General features: G+C 65.7%; 13 protein-coding genes and 1 tRNA gene. 6 read left to right on the top strand and 8 right to left on the bottom strand.

The window, feature by feature from the left end; translation table 11 throughout:
- Window positions 1–8: 8 nt before the first annotated feature.
- The 3 genes from OEZ60_RS16365 to OEZ60_RS16355 form a co-directional block, all read right to left on the bottom strand.
- Entirely contained in the window at window positions 9–1556 is a 1548-nt protein-coding gene (locus OEZ60_RS16365) for a BCCT family transporter (RefSeq protein ID WP_263338439.1), read from the bottom strand.
- Between the two features lie 64 nt (window positions 1557–1620).
- Window positions 1621–2607 carry a dipeptidase gene (locus OEZ60_RS16360; protein ID WP_263338437.1) on the bottom strand — a complete coding sequence of 329 codons (987 nt, stop codon included), beginning with the start codon at window positions 2605–2607 and terminating at the stop codon, window positions 1621–1623.
- On the bottom strand, window positions 2604–4055 hold the full coding sequence (locus OEZ60_RS16355) for an aldehyde dehydrogenase family protein (protein WP_263338435.1): 1452 nt from the start codon (window positions 4053–4055) through the stop codon (window positions 2604–2606). The genes OEZ60_RS16360 and OEZ60_RS16355 overlap by 4 nt, the downstream gene beginning before the upstream one ends.
- Window positions 4056–4147: 92 nt before the next feature.
- Between OEZ60_RS16355 and OEZ60_RS16350 the strand changes: the two genes are divergently transcribed.
- The 3 genes from OEZ60_RS16350 (at window position 4148) to OEZ60_RS16340 (ending at window position 9423) form a co-directional block, all read left to right on the top strand.
- Window positions 4148–5050, top strand: a complete 903-nt coding sequence (locus OEZ60_RS16350; RefSeq protein ID WP_263338433.1) for a LysR family transcriptional regulator — start codon at window positions 4148–4150, stop codon at window positions 5048–5050.
- Between the two features lie 112 nt (window positions 5051–5162).
- The gene (locus OEZ60_RS16345) at window positions 5163–6281 is read left to right on the top strand and encodes an efflux RND transporter periplasmic adaptor subunit (RefSeq protein ID WP_263338430.1); all 1119 of its coding nucleotides are present in this window, start codon (window positions 5163–5165) and stop codon (window positions 6279–6281) included.
- 4 nt (window positions 6282–6285) lie between these two features.
- Window positions 6286–9423: an efflux RND transporter permease subunit gene (locus OEZ60_RS16340; RefSeq protein ID WP_263338427.1), complete on the top strand. Its 3138-nt coding sequence runs from the start codon at window positions 6286–6288 to the stop codon at window positions 9421–9423.
- Between the two features lie 5 nt (window positions 9424–9428).
- Here OEZ60_RS16340 and OEZ60_RS16335 read toward each other — a convergent pair whose 3' ends face one another.
- Entirely contained in the window at window positions 9429–9869 is a 441-nt protein-coding gene (locus OEZ60_RS16335; protein WP_263338425.1) for a MarR family winged helix-turn-helix transcriptional regulator, read from the bottom strand.
- Window positions 9870–9958: 89 nt separating this feature from the next.
- Here OEZ60_RS16335 and hmgA point away from each other — a divergent pair, with 89 nt between their 5' ends.
- The 3 genes from hmgA to fahA are packed head-to-tail and all read left to right on the top strand — an operon-like array spanning window position 9959 to window position 13250.
- The gene (gene hmgA, locus OEZ60_RS16330; RefSeq protein ID WP_263338423.1) at window positions 9959–11311 is read left to right on the top strand and encodes a homogentisate 1,2-dioxygenase; all 1353 of its coding nucleotides are present in this window, start codon (window positions 9959–9961) and stop codon (window positions 11309–11311) included.
- A complete protein-coding gene (maiA, locus tag OEZ60_RS16325; RefSeq protein WP_263338420.1) occupies window positions 11311–11955 on the top strand; it encodes a maleylacetoacetate isomerase in 645 nt (214 codons plus the stop codon). The genes hmgA and maiA overlap by 1 nt, the downstream gene beginning before the upstream one ends.
- Window positions 11956–11963: 8 nt before the next feature.
- Window positions 11964–13250, top strand: a complete 1287-nt coding sequence (fahA, locus tag OEZ60_RS16320) for a fumarylacetoacetase (protein WP_263338418.1) — start codon at window positions 11964–11966, stop codon at window positions 13248–13250.
- A gap of 330 nt (window positions 13251–13580) precedes the next feature.
- Here the strand turns inward: fahA and OEZ60_RS16315 are convergent, their stop codons facing one another.
- The 4 genes from OEZ60_RS16315 to OEZ60_RS16300 form a co-directional block, all read right to left on the bottom strand.
- Complete coding sequence (locus OEZ60_RS16315; RefSeq protein WP_263338416.1) at window positions 13581–15077, bottom strand: SpoVR family protein; 1497 nt, start codon at window positions 15075–15077, stop codon at window positions 13581–13583.
- A 1-nt stretch (window position 15078) separates the two neighbouring features.
- The gene (locus OEZ60_RS16310) at window positions 15079–16392 is read right to left on the bottom strand and encodes a YeaH/YhbH family protein (RefSeq protein ID WP_263338414.1); all 1314 of its coding nucleotides are present in this window, start codon (window positions 16390–16392) and stop codon (window positions 15079–15081) included.
- A 19-nt stretch (window positions 16393–16411) separates the two neighbouring features.
- Complete coding sequence (locus tag OEZ60_RS16305; RefSeq protein WP_263338412.1) at window positions 16412–18346, bottom strand: PrkA family serine protein kinase; 1935 nt, start codon at window positions 18344–18346, stop codon at window positions 16412–16414.
- 505 nt (window positions 18347–18851) lie between these two features.
- Window positions 18852–18927: transfer RNA gene (locus tag OEZ60_RS16300), tRNA-Ala, on the bottom strand.
- Window positions 18928–18974: the final 47 nt, after the last annotated feature.

Genomic DNA, 18974 nt, shown 5'->3' with positions numbered 1-18974 from the left:
CGTTCATATCATTTCCGCCCCAGCGCCAGCGTGATCCGGAGCGCGTCCCAGAGCGAAGGTAGCAGGATCAGCGACACCGGCACCGCGGTGACGACGATGAAGCTTTGCAGCTTGCCGATGCCGCCCGATCCGGTCGAGATCAGCACCACCGCCATCACCGCCATCGCGAGGCCCCAGAACACGCGCAGGGTGGCGGGCGGGGTTTCGTCCTTCGACATCGTCGTCGCGACGACGAAGCTCATCGAGTCGCCGGTCGTGGCCACGAAGATCAGCGTGAGCACGAGGAACAGGAGCGACAGGATGAAGCCCATCGGCATCGCCTGGGTGATCGCCAGAAGCCCGGCGGGCAGGTTGAAGCCCTCGAACGGGCCAGAGATGACGCCCGGCGTCGCGAGTTCGAGCGTGATGCCGGTGCCGCCGATGATCGTGAACCAGAAGTTGGTGATCAGGGGCGCCACGATCGACAGCATCAGCACGACCTGGCGGATCGAGCGGCCACGGCTGACCTTGGCGACGAAGATCGCCATCAGCGGCCCGTAGCCGAGGAACCAGCCCCAGAAGAACACCGTCCACCAGCCGAGCCAGCCCGGCTCGCCGAAGAGGCCGGCCTCGCCGCGGTACATCGACATGCCGACGAAGTTCGAGAGATAAGTCTCCATGCCGTTGAAGAAGCCCGAAAAGATCGCCCCCGTCGGCCCTGCGACCAGCATGAAGATCAGGAGTGCCGCGGCCAGCACCACGTTGATCTTCGACAGGAGCTGGATGCCCTTCGAAAGCCCCGAGACCGCCGAGAGCGTGTAGATCCCGGCGAGCGCGACGATGATGATCATCTGCAGCGCCAGCCCGTCCGGCATCCCGAAGAGCGCGCCAAGCCCGTAGGAGACCTGGAGTCCGAGGAAACCGATCGGCCCGACCGTGCCGGCGACGACCGCGATCACCGAGGTCGCGTCGGCGATGAGCCCGATCGGTCCGTTGATCGCCTTGTCGCCGAAGACCGGATAGAGCAGCGTCCGCGGCGCGAGCGGCAGGCCCTTGTCGTAGTGGTAATGCATCAGCATCACCGTGGTCAGCGAGCCGAGGATCGCCCAGGCGAGGAAGCCCCAGTGCAGGAAGGACTGTGCCAGCGCCACCTCGGCGCGGCGCGCCGGATCGGCGCTGAGGTCGCCGAAGAGCGGCGGGTTCGAGAGGAAATGCGCGATCGGCTCACCAGCGGCCCAGAACACGCCGCCGCCCGCAAGGAGCGTGCACATGATCATCGAGGCCCACTGGAAATAGGTGAACTCCGGCGTCGCGCGCGCGCCGAGGATCGCCTTGCCGCCCGGCAGGACGCAGAGGACGAGGCTGATCACGAAGGTCGCGAGCAGGAGGAGTTGCCAGTAGAGGCCAAAATACTTCGCCGAAACCGCGAAGCCCCAGTCGACGGCGGCCGACAGCGCGTCGAGATCGAAGAGCGCCAGAGCGCAGAAGAGCAGGATGAACCCGCCCGTGGCCGCAAAGAGCGGCCTGTCGATGCGGCTTGCGCTCCGCGCCCCGCTGGTTGCCGTGACATCGCTCATCCGTTTCCTCCCTGAAGCGTGTCTGTCCCCGGCCGCCCCTGGGGACGGCCCTCCCCCATCGTGTCTAGCCGCCCGTCGCCGGGCCGAAGCTTTCCCCGAAGAATCTCATCCAGTTGCCGCCCATCACCTGGGCGACCTCGGCCTCGGACATGCCTACGGCCCTGAGCCCGCCGGCGACGGTGCCGAAATCGCGGTTGTCGTGGAACCAGCCCGGCATCGGCGGGAAGCCCGGCGCCGAAGCGCTGCCCTCGCCGTAGTCGATCTTCTTGGTCCAGCGTCCGACCCGCATCCATTCGACGATGCTGTCCGGCTGGTCCTGACAAAGGTCGGTGCCGATGCCGATGTGGTCTATCCCCATCACGTCCGCGGTGCGCGCGATCATCGAGCAGAAGCTCTCGAGCGTGCAGCCGCTGCCTCCCTGCAGGTGATGGGGATAGACCGAGAATCCGAGAATCCCGCCGCTTTCCCCAAGCGCCTTCAGGACGGTCTCGGACTTGTTCCTCAGGGCCCGGTGCCAGCTGGCGGGGTTCGCGTGAGTGATGGCGATGGGCCGAGAGGAAAACTCGATGGCTTCGAGTGTCGAACGTTCTGCGGAGTGGCTCATGTCGACGACCATGCCCACCCGGTTCATCTCTTCGACGACCTCGCGGCCCATGCGGGTCAGGCCGGTGTCGTCCTTCTCGTAGCAGCCGGTCGCGAGCAGCGACTGGTTGTTGTAGGTGAGCTGCATGAAACGCAGACCGAGCCGATGCAGCACCTCGACGAGCCCGATGTCGTCCTCGATCATCGAGGGGTTCTGCGAGCCGAAGAAGATCGCCGTCCGCCCGGTCTCGCGCGCCTTCGCCACGTCCGCGGCGGTGAAGCCCTGGAAGATCAGATCGGGGAACCGCTCGAAGAAGCGGTTCCACTTCTCGATCTGTAGCACCGTCTCACGGAAGTTCTCGTGATAGGTGATGGTCACATGGACCGCATCGACACCGCCCTCGCGCATCTGGCGGAAGATCTTCTCCGACCAGTTGGCGTATTGCAGACCGTCGATCAGCACGCTCATTCCGGTGCGCCCGCCGCCACGTAGGCGGTCTTCACGGTGGTGTAGAACTCCGCCGCATAGCGGCCCTGTTCTCGCGGACCGAAGGAGGACGCGCCGCGCCCGCCGAAGGGAACGTGATAGTCGGTGCCGGCGGTGGGCAGGTTCACCATCACGCAGCCCGCCCGCATGTTGGCGCGGAAGTGGCTGGCACGCGACAGCGAGCGGGTCATGATCCCGGCGGTCAGGCCGAACTCGCTGTCGTTGGCGATGGCAAGCGCCTCGGCATAGGAGCCCGCCTTCATCACGCAGGTGATCGGCGCGAACATCTCCTCGCGGTTGACGCGCATGTCGTTGCGGGTACCGGCGAAGACCGTCGGCGCCATGTAGTAGCCCTCGGCCGCGCGGTCGAGGCGGTCGCCGCCGGTCAGAAGCTCGGCGCCCTCGGACTTGCCGATGGCGACATAGTCGAGGTTCTGCTTCAGCTGGCCTTCGCTGACGACCGGCCCGATCTGGGTCCCGGCTTCGAGCGCATGGCCGACCTTGAAGGCCTCGGCGGCCTTGACGAGCTTCTCGACGAAAGCGTCGTGGATCTTCTCATGTACGATGAGCCGCGAGGCGGCGGTGCATTTCTGCCCCGTACCGCCGAAGGCCGCGCCCGCGGCATGGGCCACGGCAAGGTCGAGGTCGGCGTCGTCCATGATGAGCATCGGGTTCTTCGACCCCATCTCCATCTGCACCTTGGTCATGTTGGCCATTGCCGAAGCCGCGATGCCGCGCCCGACCGGAACCGAACCGGTGAAGCTGATCGCATCGACGCCGCGCGCCTCCACCAGCCGCTGGCCGACCGAGCGGCCCGATCCCGTGACGAGATTGAAGAGCCCTGCCGGGATGTCCTGCTTCGCGATCACCTCGGTCAGCATCACCGCCGAGGCGGGCGTCAGGTTCGCGGGCTTCCAGACGACGGCATTGCCGAAGGCGAGCGCAGGCGCGATCTTCCAGGCCGGGGTGGCGACGGGAAAGTTCCAGGGGCTGACGATGGCGACGACGCCCACCGGCTCGCGGCGCACGTCGATCTCGATGCCGGGGCGCACGCTTTCGGCAAGATCGCCTTGGTTCCGCAGCACTTCCGCCGCGAAATAGGTGAAGAACTGGCCGGCGCGGTAGACCTCGCCCTTGCCTTCCGCGAGCGGCTTGCCTTCCTCGCGCGCCACCATCTCGCCGATCTCGGCCGACCGCGCGATCAGCTCGGTGCCGATCGCCATGAGGACATCGTGGCGCTTCTGGATGCCGGCCGCCCACCAGAGCGGTTGCGCCTTGCGCGCGGCCTCGAGCGCCTCGTCGAGCTGCGCGGCACTCGCCTGCGCGTAGCGCCCGATCAGATCGGAGACGTCGGAGGGGTTGCGGTTCTCGATCTCGCTTTCGCCCGCCTGCCAGCGCCCGGCAATGTAAAGACCCGTCTGTTGCGTCATGGCGATCCCCCTTTTCGAACATCTCTGTCCTACGCGTCACAGAAGCTTCAAACAATCTTGAATACTTGAAGTTTATTTCAGATAATCTGAATATGGCCGTGAAGATCGACATGATGCGGTGCTTCCGTACCGTCGCGCAGGACGGCACGCTCGCCGCCGCGGCCGAGACGCTCGGGCGCACGCCGTCCGCGATCTCGATGATGCTTTCGCAATTCGAGGAACATATCGGCGCGGCCCTGTTCGAGACCGAGCGCAAGAACCGGCTGACGCCGCTCGGCCTCCGGGTGCTCGAAGAATGCGACCGCGCATTGGACGCTTTCGACCGCTCTGCCGAGGCAATCGCGCGTCATGCCCGTTCGACCGCGGGCACCGTGCGGATCGCCGCGGTTCCCTCGGCCGCGCTCACGCTCCTGCCCACGGCGATCACCGCCTTCCGCCGCGAAAGGCCCGACGTGCGGCTCGAGATCAGCGACGTCGACAGCGCCTCGGTCCACCGCCGCCTCCAGTTCGACGAGGCCGACCTCGGCGTCGCCTCGGCCGCGCCCGGCGCAGACGTCGGCGGGGAAGTGCTCCTGACGGATCGGCTCGGCATCGTTTGCCGGAGTGACAGCCCGATCCTCGACGGGCCGCCCAGCTGGGCATGCCTTTCCCGCGAGACACTGATCTCAAACCCGCTCTGCGCGCTCGTCGATCATCCCGTCGTCAGCGAGCTCGCCTCGATCGGCACGCTCGAGGCGCGCAATACCACAGCGCTTCTGGCCTTCGTGCGGCGCGGCCTCGGGGCCACGGTCCTGCCCGGCCGAGTCATGGATTCCGAACCGCCCGGCATCGCGTTCCTCGCCCCCGCGGATCCGGTCGCCGAGCGTAGGCTTCTGGTGCTTGCCAACACACGCCGCCAGCTCAGCCCCGCCGCCGCCGCCTTCCGCGCCGCGCTGGTCACGGCTGCCGCTACGTCAGCTTCCGAGCAACCACGAAAACTCGCGACAACATATTGAACTTCACCGTTCAGTTGCCAGATAATGGATGCCATGGATAGGTGCATTGCCTTGACCACCACTCGGCGGTCGAGATTGTGTGCGTGCCAGAAACGTTCAGGACTTCTTCAGCATGGCTTTGCATTTCAAGGGCCACAAGATTACGGCCATCCTTGTTCTGGTCGCCGCCGCCGCCTGGGTCGGCACCGGAAAGTTTTCCTCTGTCGGTAGCGAAGAGGCGCATGCCGCCCAGCCCGCGCCTGCGGCCGGCGCCGCCCCGACCGATACCGAGCAGGCGCTGCGCACCGTCGCCGCGATCACTCCGAACTTCGTTGAACATGCCCGCGAGATCCGCATCTCCGGCGTGACCGGCGCCGACAAGCGCGCCGTGCTCGCGGCGCGGACCGACGGCGTGATCGCGGAGCTTGGGATCGCCCAGGGCGGCGAGGTTGCGGCCGACGAGGCCGTGATGAGCATCGAGGGCGCCGACATCACCGCAGCGGTTAGGACCGCCGAAGCGACGCTCGCCCAGCGCGCGCAGGAGCTCGAGGTGGCCGAGAAGCTCTTCAAGACCGGCAACACCGCCGAACTGCAGCTGATCAAGGTCCGCGCCGAGAAGGCCGCGGCCGAAGCGGCCCTGAGCCAGGCCGAGGCCGCCGCCGACCGGCTGAACCTCTACGCGCCCTTTGCCGGCGTCATCGACAAGGTCGAGGTCGAGCTTGGCGAGTGGGTGCAGACCGGCACCCCGATAGCGACGGTCCTCGCGCTCGATCCGATCGTCGTGCGGGCGGAGGTCAGCGAGGTCGACATCGGGTTCGTCGGCGTCGGCGACAAGGCCGACATCCGCCTCGTCAGCGGCAAGCGGCTCGACGGTGTCGTCCGCCATGTCGCGCGCGAAGCCTCCGCCCAGACCCGCACCTTCCCGGTCGAGATCGCGCTGCCCAACCCCGACCGTGCCGTGCCGTCGGGCATGACCGCCGAGGTCAGCCTCTACACCCGGCCCGAACGCGCGGTGGTCGTGCCGCGTTCGGTGATCACTCTGTCGGCCGAGGGCGAGCTTGGCCTCCGTGTCGTCGGCCCCGACGATATCGCCGCCTTTGCCTCGGTCGAGTTGATCGACGACACGCCCGAGGGGCTGGTGCTGGCCGGTATACCCGATGGTGTCCGGATCGTCGTCTCGGGCCAGGACTTCGTCCGCGACGGCGAGAAGGTCCGCGTCAAGGACGCCAAGCTCCTCGCGGCCGGAGAGTGATCCGATGAACCTCGTCGATACCGCGATCCGCAACGCGCGGCTGACGATCTCGGTTCTGTTGTTCTTGATGCTCGCCGGCGCCCAGGCCTATATCGCGATCCCGAAGGAAGCCGAGCCCGACATCCAGATTCCGATCATCTATGTCAGCCTCAGCCACCAGGGCATCTCGCCCGAGGACAGCGAGCGGCTGCTCCTGCGCCCGATGGAGACGGCGCTCAAGACCATTTCCGGCGTCAAGGAGATGACCGCGACCGCCTACCAGGGCGGCGGCAACGTGCTCATGGAGTTCCAGGCCGGCGCGGATCTCAACAAGGCGCTCGACGACGTGCGCTCGAAGGTCTCCGAAGCGAAGCGCGACCTGCCGGACGGCGCCGACGAGCCCTCGGTCTCAGAAGTGAACATCTCCGAATTCCCGGTGCTCGTCGTCTCGCTCGCGGGTGACGTGCCGGAACGGATCCTGGCGAAGGCCGGGCGCGAGCTGCGCGACCGGATCGAGGAGATTCCGGGTGTCCTCGACGCCGCTCTCCAGGGCGTGCGCGACGATCTCGTCGAGGTCATCATCGACCCGGCAAAGCTCTCGTCCTATGTGCTCCGCCCCGACATGCTGACCGCGGGCGTCGCCGCCAACAACCAGCTGATCGCCGCGGGCGCGCTCGAAGGCACGGAGGGGCGCTTCGCAATCAAGGTGCCGTCGCTCATCGAGACGGTGGATGACGTGGCGGACCTGCCGGTCATCACCAATGGCAATGCGACCGTGCGCGTTCGCGACCTCGCCGCGATCCGCGCGACCCACAAGGATCCCGAAACCATTACCCGGCTCGACGGCAAGCCCGCGATCGCGATCGAGGTGTCCAAGCGCATCGGCGCGAACCTCGTCGAGACCGTCGACGCGGTGAAGAAAGTCACCGAAGAGTTCCAGAAGACTCTTCCCGAGGGCACGGAAGTGTCGTTCAGCCAGGACAAGTCGACGACGATCCGGCAGATGCTCGCCGATCTTCAGAACTCGGTGCTGACCGCGGTGATCCTCGTTTTCATCGTCATTCTCTACGCGCTCTCGGGCCGCGCCTCGCTGCTCATCGGCCTCGCGATCCCGGCCTCGTTCCTGATCGGCATCCTCGGGCTGCAGCTTGCCGGGCTCACGGTGAACATCGTCGTCCTGTTCAGCCTGATCCTCGCCGTGGGGATGCTCGTCGACGACGCGATCATCGTCACCGAATATGCGGAACGCCGCATGGCCGAGGGCATGGACCGGCGCGAGGCCTTCTCGCTTGCCTCGCGCAAGATGGCCGGCCCCGTGATCGCGGCCACCGCGACCCGCGTCGCGGCCTTCTCGCCGCTTCTCTTCTGGCCCGGCATCGTCGGCGAGTTCATGAAGTACATGCCGATCACGCTGATCGCGACGCTCTCGGCCTCGCTCGTCTACGCGCTTCTCTTCGCGCCGACGCTCGGCGCGATCATCGCGCGGCCGGTGAAGGAGGAGGACCGTTCCCGCAACAGCCTCTACATGCGCTTCGTCGCCCGCGCGATCCGCCATCCGAAGCTCGTGACCGTCACCGCCGTGGCGGCGCTTGTCGCGGTTCCCTACGCCTATGGCACGCTCGGCAAGGGGGTGGAGTTCTTCCCCGACGTGGAGCCCGATTACGGCCTGCTCTACGTCCATGCCCGCGGCAACCTCTCGATCGAGGAGAAGGACGTGCTGACCCGCGAGGCGGAACGGCGCATCCTCGGCTGGCCGGGCATCAAGACGGTCTATACCCGCGCCGGACAGTCGAGCGGCGGCGGTAGCGCCATGGGCGGCAACGTCGCCGCCGACGTGATTGGCGTGATCCAGTATGAGTTCATCGACTGGCGCGAGCGAAAGAACGCGAACGCCATCCTCGCCGACCTGCGCGAGGAAATGCAGGGTATCCCAGGCGTCGAGGTTGAGGTCTCGGTCCCCGACGCCGGCCCGCCGACGGGCAAGGCGATCCAGATCCGGCTGTCGGCGTCCAATCCGGCGGGCCTCAACGAAGCTGCGCGGCAGATCGCCGACGAGCTGGCGAAGTCGCCCGACATCATCGACATCGACAACGGCCTGCCGCCACCCGGCATCGACTGGGAGATCCGCGTCGACCGTGCAGCCGCGGCCCGCTACGGCGTCTCGCCCGGAGGGGTGGGGGCCGTCGTGCAGCTCGTGACCGACGGGTTGAAGCTGTCGGATTTCCGTCCCGCCGGCTCGGATGACGCGGTCGACATCGTCCTGCGCCTGCCGCCCGGCCAGCGCACCATCTCCTCGCTCGACCAGCTCCGGGTCGAGACCGCGGAAGGCCCGGTCCCGATCGCCAATTTCGTCACCCGCAAGGCGGTCCCGACGACCGGCACACTGACCCGGATCGACGGCCGCCGAACCGTGACCGTCCAGGCCGGAATCCGCGAGGGCGTGCAGGCCGACCCGATCCGCAAGACGATCACGGAGAAGCTCGCGGCCTCGGATCTGGAGAAGAATGGCATCCGCTGGCAGCTTGCCGGCGAGGACGAGGAACAGGCCGCCGCGATGGCCTTCCTGTCCAAGGCCTTCCTCGCCGCGCTGTTCCTGATCTTCGTGGTGCTGCTCGCGCAGTTCAACCGCTTCATCTCGGTCGGTCTGATCTTCACGGCCGTGATCATGTCGACGATTGGCGTCTTCCTTGGGCTGATGATCATGGGCCAGCCCTACAACATCATCATGACCGGGATCGGGATCATCGCGCTCGCGGGCGTCGTGGTGAACAACAACATCGTTCTGATCGACACCTACGACAACCTTCGCCGCGAGGGGATGGAGAAGGTCGAGGCGATCCTCAAGACCTGCCACGAGCGCGCCCGGCCCGTGGTGCTGACCGCCGTGACCGCGATTCTCGGCGTCTTCCCGATCGCCTTCGGCTTCAACCTCGAACTGCTGAGCCACGAGACGACCTTCGGCGCACCCTCGACGCAATGGTGGATCGCGCTCTCCTCGGCAATCGTCTTCGGCCTCGCATTCGCGACGATCCTGACGCTCGTCGTCACGCCGTCGCTCCTGATGCTGACCTCGCGCGGCATGGGGCGGCCCGGTGTCGACAAGCCGAAGCCGAAGCGGCGCTGGTTCGGGCTGCTGAAGGCGCGGGCAAACCCGGCCGAGTGACGCTCTCAGTCGCGCGCTGCCGAGACAAGCGCCGTCAGCGCATCCGCAAACCCGTCCGCGCGCGCCTCGCCGAGCCGCGCCCTGAGCAGGGCGTCGAACCGGATCGCCTCGGCAGCAAGGGCGTCGTAGACCTCGCGCCCCGAAGGCGTCAGCGACAGGGCCTCTGCGCGGCGATCCTCGGCCACCGCGCCGCGTATCAGCCAGCCGCGATCCTCCAGCGCCTGAACCGAGCGCGACACGCCGGTCTTCTCCTCCATCGCCCGCCGGCAGATCTCGGCCGCCGTCATCGCGCCGAACCGGCCGAGATGCGCCATGACCCGCCACTGGGTCCGGGTCATGCCGTAGCTGCCACGATAGGCCGCCGCGAATTCCCTCCCGGTCGTTTCGGCCGCCTGATTGAGGAGATAGGGCAGAAAGCCCTCCAGATCGAATTCCGTTCCTGCCATCGCCGTCTCCTTCCTTTCCGGTCTACCGCTTGATTGTTGCTAATGCAACCGTTACAAGTGCAACAAAATCCCGAGTCGGAGGGCGTGCCATGGACGGTCAGATTCAAGCCAACACCAGCATGAAGGACGTGGTGGTCGACACGAACTACATGCCGGGCTTCGGCAACGATTTCGAAACCGAGGCGCTGCCCGGCGCCCTGCCGCAGGGTATGAACAGCCCCCAGAAATGCAATTACGGGCTTTACGGCGAGCAGCTCACCGGCACCGCCTTCACCGCGCCGAGCCATCAGAACGAGCGCACCTGGTGCTACCGCATCCGCCCCTCGGTCAAGCATTCGGGCCGCTACGCGAAGATCGAGCTCCCGTACTGGAAGACCGCGCCGCATGTCGTGGATGACGTGATCTCGCTCGGCCAGTACCGCTGGGATCCGGTGCCGCATGCGGGCGAGGCGCTCACCTGGCTCACCGGCATGCGGACGATGACCACGGCGGGCGACGTGAACACCCAAGTCGGCATGGCGAGCCACATTTACCTTGTCACCGCCTCGATGGAGGATGCCTATTTTTACTCGGCCGACAGCGAGCTTCTCGTCGTGCCGCAGGAAGGCCGCCTGCGCTTCGCGACCGAGCTTGGCGTGATCGACCTCGGCCCGCAGGAGATCGCCATCCTGCCGCGCGGTCTCCTTTACCGGGTGGAGCTTCTCGACGGCCCGGCGCGCGGCTTCGTCTGCGAGAACTACGGCCAGAAGTTCGAGCTGCCCGGCCGCGGCCCGATCGGCGCCAACTGCATGGCCAACCGGCGCGACTTCAAGACCCCGGTGGCGGCCTTCGAGGACCGCGAGATGCCCTCGACCATCACGGTGAAATGGTGCGGCCAGTTCCACGAGACGAAGATCGGCCACAGCCCACTCGACGTCGTCGCCTGGCACGGCAACTACGCGCCCTGCAAATACGACCTGCGCACCTACTGCCCGGTCGGCGCGATCCTCTTCGACCACCCGGATCCTTCGATCTTCACGGTTCTGACCGCGCCCTCCGGCGTCGCGGGCACCGCGAATATCGATTTTGTGCTCTTCCGAGAACGCTGGATGGTGGCGGAAAACACCTTCCGCCCGCCCTGGTACCACAAGAACGTCATGTCCGAGCTGATGGGCAACATCTACGGCGTCTATGACGCCAAGCCCAAGGGCTTCGTTCCGGGCGGCATGAGCCTTCACAACATGATGCTGCCGCATGGGCCTGACCTGAACGCCTTCGAGGGCGCCTCGAACGCCGATCTCGGGCCGGAAAAGCTCGACAACACCATGTCCTTCATGTTCGAGACGCGCTTTCCCCAGCACCTGACGGAGTTTGCCGCGAAGGAGGCGCCCTTGCAGGACGACTACATCGACTGCTGGATCTCGCTGGAGAAGAAGTTCGACGGCACGCCCGGCGTCAAGTGATGCGGCTCTACTCCTATTGGCGCTCGACCGCCGCCTACCGCGTCCGGATCGCGCTGAACCTCAAGGGGGTCCCGTATGACTCGGTCCCGGTCGATCTGGTCGCAGGCGGCGGCGCACAGCACGCGCCGGACTATGTGACGCTGAACCCCGCCCATCTGGTGCCGACACTGGTGACGGATGATGGCACCGCGCTCACCCAGTCGCTCGCGATCATCGACTGGCTGGACGCGACGCATCCCTCGCCGCCGCTCCTGCCCGCCGATCACAACCTGCGCGCCCGCATCCTCGCGGCGGCGCATCTTGTTGCGATGGACATCCACCCAGTCAACAATCTCCGCGTCATGCAGGAGCTCGAACGCCGCTTCGGCGCGGGTGCGGAGGAGAAGGCCGACTGGATGCGCCACTGGATGCGGATCGGCCTTGACGCGCTTGAACGCATGGTCGCGCCGGACACGCCCTTCGCCTTCACCGACGCCCCCACGCTCGCCGACATCTGCCTCGTCGCGCAGATCTACAACGCCCGCCGCTGGGGCCTCGACCTCGGCCCCTACCCGCGACTCGCGGCCATAGACGCCGCGGCCCGCGCCCTTCCCGCCTTCGCCAAGGCCGCGCCCGAGGCGCAGCCGGACGCCCCGCAAAGCTGAGGACCCCGATGCCGCTTCTGAAATCCTGGATCGACAGCGCCAACGCCCCCGAGGGACCGTTCCCGCTCAACAACCTGCCCTACGGCGTCTTCTCGACCGGGGCCGAGGAGCCGCGCTGCGGCACCGCGATCGGCGCGATGATCCTCGACCTCACCGCGCTGGAGGAGGAGGGAATCCTGACGGCGGCCGAGGACCCGGTCCTCGACGTGCCTTTCTGGAACGACTTCATGGAGCTTGGCCCGGAGATCTGGGAAAGCTATCGCGCGAAGCTCCAGCAACTGCTTTCGGCCGAGGCGCCACCCGAGACCCGCGCCCTGATCGAGCCCCATCTGGTGCCGATGGAGGCGGCCGAACTGCACCTGCCCTTCCTCGTCTCCGAGTACACCGACTTCTATGCCGGCCGGCACCACGCCGAAAACGTCGGCACCATGTTCCGGGGCCCCGAGAACGCGCTGCCGCCGAACTGGCTCTCGATCCCGATCGGCTACAATGGCCGGGCTTCCTCGGTCGTCGTCTCCGGAACGCCGGTGCGCCGGCCCTGGGGGCAGGTGAAGGGGCCGGAGGACGACCTGCCCCGCTTCGCGCCGTCCGCCCGTTTCGACATCGAGCTGGAGCTTGGCGCGGTGGTCGGCCAGCCTTCCGAAGGGCCGGTGACGGTGGCCGAGGCCGACCGGATGATCTTCGGCTATGTGCTCCTCAACGACTGGTCGGCGCGCGACATCCAGGCTTGGGAATACCAGCCCTTGGGCCCATTCCAGGCCAAGGCCACGGCGACGACGATCAGCCCGTGGATCGTCACCAAGGCAGCGCTCGCCCCCTTCCGCGTCGACACGCCTGATCGCGACCGCCCGCTCCTGCCCTACCTTCAGGAGCCGGGTCCGATGCTCTACGACATCAGTCTTGAAGTCACGCTCGCGCCCGCCGGGAAGACGCCGACCACCATCGCGCGCACCAACTACCGCGAGATGTACTATTCCGCCGCCCAGCAGCTCGCCCATCACACGACCTGCGGCTGCCCGATGAACGTGGGCGACCTTCTCGGCTCCGGCACGATCTCCGGCCCCGCGAAGGACAGCCGCGGCTCGCTTCTGGAACTGACCTGGGGCGGCAAGGAGCCGATCACGCTCGCAACCGGCGAGATCCGCCGCTTCATCGAGGACGGCGACACACTGGCTTTGACGGGTGGAGCCGAGGGTGATGGCTACCGGATCGGCTTCGGCCGCTGCGCCGGCATGGTTCTCGAAGCCCTTGCGGACCCTTATGCCGGTTCATCGAGCGTGAAACGCGGCCAATGAGAACTGCTACCCCGCTGAGAGGCTGATCAGGATGAACAGTCCCGCGAAGGCACAGGTTTCCATGACGGGAAGCGCCGAACCGATCCGGCAGGATGCCGCGGCGATGTCACGCAGACCCGCGGCCGCGAACCTCATACCGTTCGCACCGCCACGCCTGCGATCCTTTGCGACGCAGCGGGAATACACCCTTTGTTCACTCATACTAACCACCGTTACTTTTTTTACCGATTAACACTACATAAACTACTTCATACGAGTAGTAACCGCAACTTATTGGGGGTTACACGGCCGATTCGTTCCCGCGGCGTCATCAATACCGCGGAATCCGGTTTACTCGCTCCGGATCTCGTCGAGCGCCACTTCGTAGCCCCAAAGCTGCCCCAGATAGCCGAGCGTCGCATCGCGGGTCGCCGGGTCAAGCGGTACGCCGTCCCGCTGAATGTGGCGCAGCCTTAGCCGCCGGTCGCCGAGCAGGTCAACGTCCGAGACATGGATATCGGGATCGTTGACCGAGACATCGAGACTGCGCGCAAGCGCGGCGCGCAGCTCGCGGTAGCCGCGTTCGTCATGGATCGCGTTTACGGTGTAGAACGGATCTCCCTCGTCGTCGGTCAGCGCGAACATGCGGTAGTCGCGCATAACCTTCGGGCTGAGGAACTGCTGCACGAAGCTTTCGTCGCGGTAATTCGCCCAGGCGTCTTTCAGAACTCCGCGCCAGTCCTTCGCGCCGGCAATGTCGGGGAACCACTCGCGATCCTCCTCGGTCGGTGCCTCGCAGATGCGGCGGATGTCCTGCATCATCGCGAAACCGATCGCATAGGGGTTGAAGGTCGCATGACCCGGCGTGCCGTAACCCGGCTGGGTCACCACGTTGGTGTGGTTGTGCAGGATCTCGAGCATCGCGCCGTCGGTCAGCTGCCCCGCATCGTGCAGCGCGTTGGTGATGTAGTAGTGCACGAAGCAGGCGCAGCCCTCGTTCATCACCTTGGTCTGGCGCTGGGGATAGAAATACTGCGCGATGTTGCGAACGATGCGCAGCACCTCGCGCTGCCAGGGCTTCAGGATCGGGCTGTGGCGTTCGAGGAAGTAGAGGAGGTTCTCTTCCGGCAGGCCCATCCGGCGCTTGCGCTCGCGCACCTCCTCGTCGGCCTCGCTCGGCCGGACCGCCCGGTCCAGCGTGTCCCACAGGTAATTGGCCGACCGCTCCTCCTCCTCCTGGCGCTCGCGGCGCCGCGCCGCCTCCTCGCGCAGCGAGGCGGAGGGCAGCCGGCGGTGGCGAAAGACGCTCGCCGGCATCAGCGCATGGGCCGCGTCAAGAAGATGCTCGACCTCGCGCGCGCCGTAACGCTCCTCGCACTGGGTGACATAGGTGCGGGCATAGTCGAGATAGTCGAGGATACCGTCGGCATCGGTCCATTGCCGGAAGAGGTGGTTGTTCCTGAAGAAATGGTTGTGGCCGAAGGCCGCATGGGCGATCACCAGCGCCTGCAGCGCCATCGTGTTGTCTTCCATGCAGTAGCTGATGCAGGGATTGGAGTTGATGACGATCTCGTAGGCGAGCCCCTGCGCGCCCTTCCGGTAGAGCTGCTCGTCGTGCATGAAGCGTTTGCCGAAGGACCAGTGGTGGTACATCAGCGGCATGCCGATCGAGGAATAGGCATCCAGCATCTGTTCGGAGGAGATGATCTCGACCTGGTTGGGATAGGTGTTGAGCTCCAGCTCCTCCGCCGCGACCTTGGCGATCGCGTCATAGCTGCGGCGGAGCGTGTCGAAATCCCACTCGGCCCCCTCGAACAGGGGCGTTGCGGCGCGAACGGTCCTGGCCATGTCAGACACCCTCCGGCTTCTTGGAGAAGAGCTCGCGGAATACCGGGTAGATGTCGGGCGGGCTCGCGATCCGCTTCATCGCGAAGTTCGGCCACTCCTCGGCCACCCCGCGATAGGCGCGCCACAGCTCCATGCCGTTCGCCTCGCTGTTCATGAGCTGGGACTCGTTTTCCTCGAGGATCTCGATATAGGCGAAGTACTGGCAGAGCCGCATCAGCTCGTTGCCAAGGATGTCGGCGCAGGTGGCGGAATCGCCGCCGAAATTCTCGCCGTCCGAGGCCTGCGCGGCGTAGATGTTCCACTCTCCGGGCGGGTAGCGCGCCTCGATAACAGCCTGCATCTCTTTCAGCGCGCTCGAGACCACGGTGCCGCCGGTCTGGCGGGAATGGAAGAAGGTCTCCTCGTCGACCTCGCTCGCGACTTGGGTATGGCGGATGAAGACCAGTTCGATCTTGTCGTAGCGCTGGCGCAGGAACAGGTGCAGGAGCACGAAGAACCGCTTGGCCAGATCCTTCTCGCGCTCCCCCATCGACGCCGAGACATCCATGAGGCAGAACATCACTGCCGCCGAGGCCGGCTCCGGCCGCCGCTCGAAATGCTTGTAGCGCACGTCGAGCGGATCAACATAGGGGATCATCCGCCGCAGGCGCAGGACCCGGTCGAGCTCGGCGCGAAGCTCCAGAAGTTCCTTTCGCTCTACCGGGCTCGGCTTCTCGAGCGCTTCGAGCGCCTCGATCCGCTCCATCATCTCGCGGGTCTTGCGGGTCTTCGGCCGTCTGAGCGCGAGCCGCCGCCCGAAGGCGTTGCGCATTGTCCGCGCGACCGAGAGGTTGGCCGGCGCGCCGGTCACCGCGTAGCCCATGCGATGCGGCCTCGTCGCGGCGGTCTCCTTGAGGCTGCGCTTGACGAGGTCGGGAAGCTCCAGATCCTCGAAGAACATGTCGAGGAACTCGTCGCGCGACAGCACGAACAGGAAATCGTCGTCGCCCTCGCCGTCGTCGGAGCCCTCGCGTCCGCGCCCGCCCGCGCCGCCGCCGGTCGGCTTCTCTATCCGGTCGCCGGTCTGGAAGTTGCGGTTGCCGGTCAGCACCCGCTCGCGGTGCCCGCCCTGTTCTGCGGGCCGGAAGCTCGGCTCGGAGATGCCCTCGGCGGGAACCGAGACCTTCTCCTCGCGGTCGACATCGGCGATGGAGCGGCGGCGGACGCTCTCGTCCACCGCCTTCTTGACTGCGGCGCGCACACGCCCGATGAACCGTCGCCGGTTGCTGTGGCTCTTGTCCTTCGGGTTCAGGCGGCGGTCGACGAAATGGGGCATGGCTTAGCCCTCCTTTCTCTCATCCCGCCTTGTTCACCCGCATGTACCACTCGACCAGCCGACGAACCTGACGGCGGGTGTAGCCGCGGTCGGTCATCCGGTCGATGAACTCGTTGTGCTTGGCCTCGGTCTCCTTGTCGCGCTTGGCGCCGAAGCTGATCACCGGCAGGAGATCCTGGATCTGGCCGAACATCCGCTTCTCGATCACCCGGCGCAGCTTCTCGTACTTGCGCCAGTCCGGGTTCTGGCCGTGATGCTCGGCCCGGACCCGGAGCACGAACTTCACCACCTCGTTGCGGAAGTCGCGCGGATTGGTGATGCCCGCCGGTTTCTCGATCTTGGCGAGTTCCTGCTCGAGGATCTCGCGGTTGAAGATTTGGCCGGTGTCGGGATCCTTGTAGTCCTGGTCCTCAATCCAGGCATCGGCATAGGCGATGTAACGGTCAAAGAGGTTCTGGCCGTAATCGGCGTAGGATTCCAGATAGGCTTTCTGGATCTCGTTGCCGATGAACTCCGCGTAGCGTGGCGCGAGAACGTCCTTCATGAAGCCGAGATAGCGCCCCTCGGTATCGTCGGGGAACTGCTCGCGCTTGACTGCCTGCTCCAGCACATAGAGCAGGTGGACCGGGTCGGCCGCCACCTCTTCGGTGTCGTGGTTGAAGGTCTCCGACAGCACCTTGAAGGCGAACCGGGTGGAGATCCCGTTCATGCCCTCGTCGACCCCGGCCGCATCGCGGTATTCCTGGGCCGAGCGGGCCTTCGGATCGGTGTCCTTCAGCGTTTCGCCGTCATAGACTCGCATCTTCGAGTAGATCGGCGAGTTCTCGTGCTCCTTCAGCCGCGTCAGCACGCTGAACTGGCCGAGCATCGACAGCGTCTCGGGCGCACAGGGCGCACCGCCGAGGCTGCTCTCGCGCAGGAGCTTCTCGTAGATGTCGGTCTCTTCGGTGGCGCGCAGGCAATAGGGCACCTTCACGACGCTGATCCGGTCGAGGAAGGCCTCGTTGTTCTTGTTGTTCTTGAACTGGCGCCACTCGGATTCGTTCGAATGGGCCACGATGATGCCCTGGTAGGGGAAGGCGCCGATGTTCTCGGTGCCCGCATAGGAACCTTCCTGGGTCGCGGTCAGTAGCGGATGCAGCACCTTGATCGGCGCCTTGAACATCTCGACGAATTCCATCAGCCCCTGGGTCGTGCGGTTCAGCGCGCCGGAATAGCTGTAGGCGTCGGGGTCGTTCTGGCCGAAATCCTCGAGCTTGCGGATGTCGAGCTTGCCGACCAGCGCCGAAACGTCCTGGTTGTTCTCGTCGCCCGGCTCGGTCTTGGCCACGCCGATCTGGCGCAGCTTCGAGGGGCGAACCTTGACCACCGAGAATCTCGAGATGTCACCGTCGAACTCTTCCAGCCGCTTGATCGCCCAGGGCGAGATAAGCCCGCTGAGGAGCCGCTTGGGAATGTTGTACTTTCCTTCGAGCAGGTCGCCCATCCGCGCCCGGTCGAAGAGACCAAGTGGGGATTCGAAGATCGGGCTGATCTCCTCGCCCGCCTTCAGGACGTAGATCGGCTCCTGCTCCATCAGGTTCTTGAGAACTTCGGCGAGGGTCGACTTGCCACCCCCAACGGGCCCGAGCAGGTAGAGGATCTGCTTGCGCTCCTCGAGCCCCTGACTCGCGTGGCGGAAGAATCCGACGATGCGCTCGATCGTCTCTTCGATGCCGTAGAGGTCGCGGAAGGGCTTGTATCTCTTGATCGTCCGATTGAGAAAAATCCGGCTGAGGCGCTGGTCCTGGCTGGTATCGACAAACTCCGGCTCGCCGATCGCCGCCACCATTCTCTCCGCCGCCGTGGCGCGCATCCCTTCGTCTTCGCGACATCCAAGCAGGTAGTCCTGCAAGGTCATCTCTACGAGCTTCGTGCGTCCATACTCATCTGCGAACCGATCAAAGATCTCCATTTTCGTGTTCCTGTTTTGCTCAGATAGGGTTTCGTCCGTTCTTTTCCGTTGGTTGCTGTCCTCTGTGGTTCATTTTACACCTAAATGGGGCGCTCCGGCGGCCTATTCCATTCACGTTTCGTTTTTTTTCATGTTTTTGAACGGATCACGCGACGGTCCGCTCCCAGTCGGGCTCGTTGTTTCCAATATCGGCGGCCGCAGCTGCCCCCTCGCATACCGCGAGCTGGGAAGATCGATTCTCCGATACCGTGTGCTGCGCTCATGCGGTTACCCCGCAGCTTGGAGCGGTCGGCGGACGGCAACCGACGGAAATCGCAGACGGAAGGCTCGCGGATGGCGGACGTCGCTTTCGTGAGACAGCGTTCGGACGGGCAAGGACAGCAGGCGGGATTTGCCCATCGCCCCTGAGGCTTTTAGCCGTGACGCGGTTCTCAACGCGGCATGATGCCGGGAAGCGTGGCGCCCGGCTCGGGCGCCATCGGTTCATCTTCAACCTCGGGGTGTTTGGTGGAGCAGAGGGGGATCGAACCCCTGACCTCGTCATTGCGAACGACGCGCTCTCCCAACTGAGCTACTGCCCCGCACCGGCGGCGTATTTGGCGCAGCGCCGGACCATTGTCAAGCGACC

It is taken from the genome of Albidovulum salinarum (assembly GCF_025673475.1).
Taxonomy (GTDB): domain Bacteria; phylum Pseudomonadota; class Alphaproteobacteria; order Rhodobacterales; family Rhodobacteraceae; genus Albidovulum; species Albidovulum salinarum.
The sequence above is the reverse complement of the archived record's forward strand: the minus strand, read 5'-3'. Positions and strand labels throughout refer to the sequence as shown.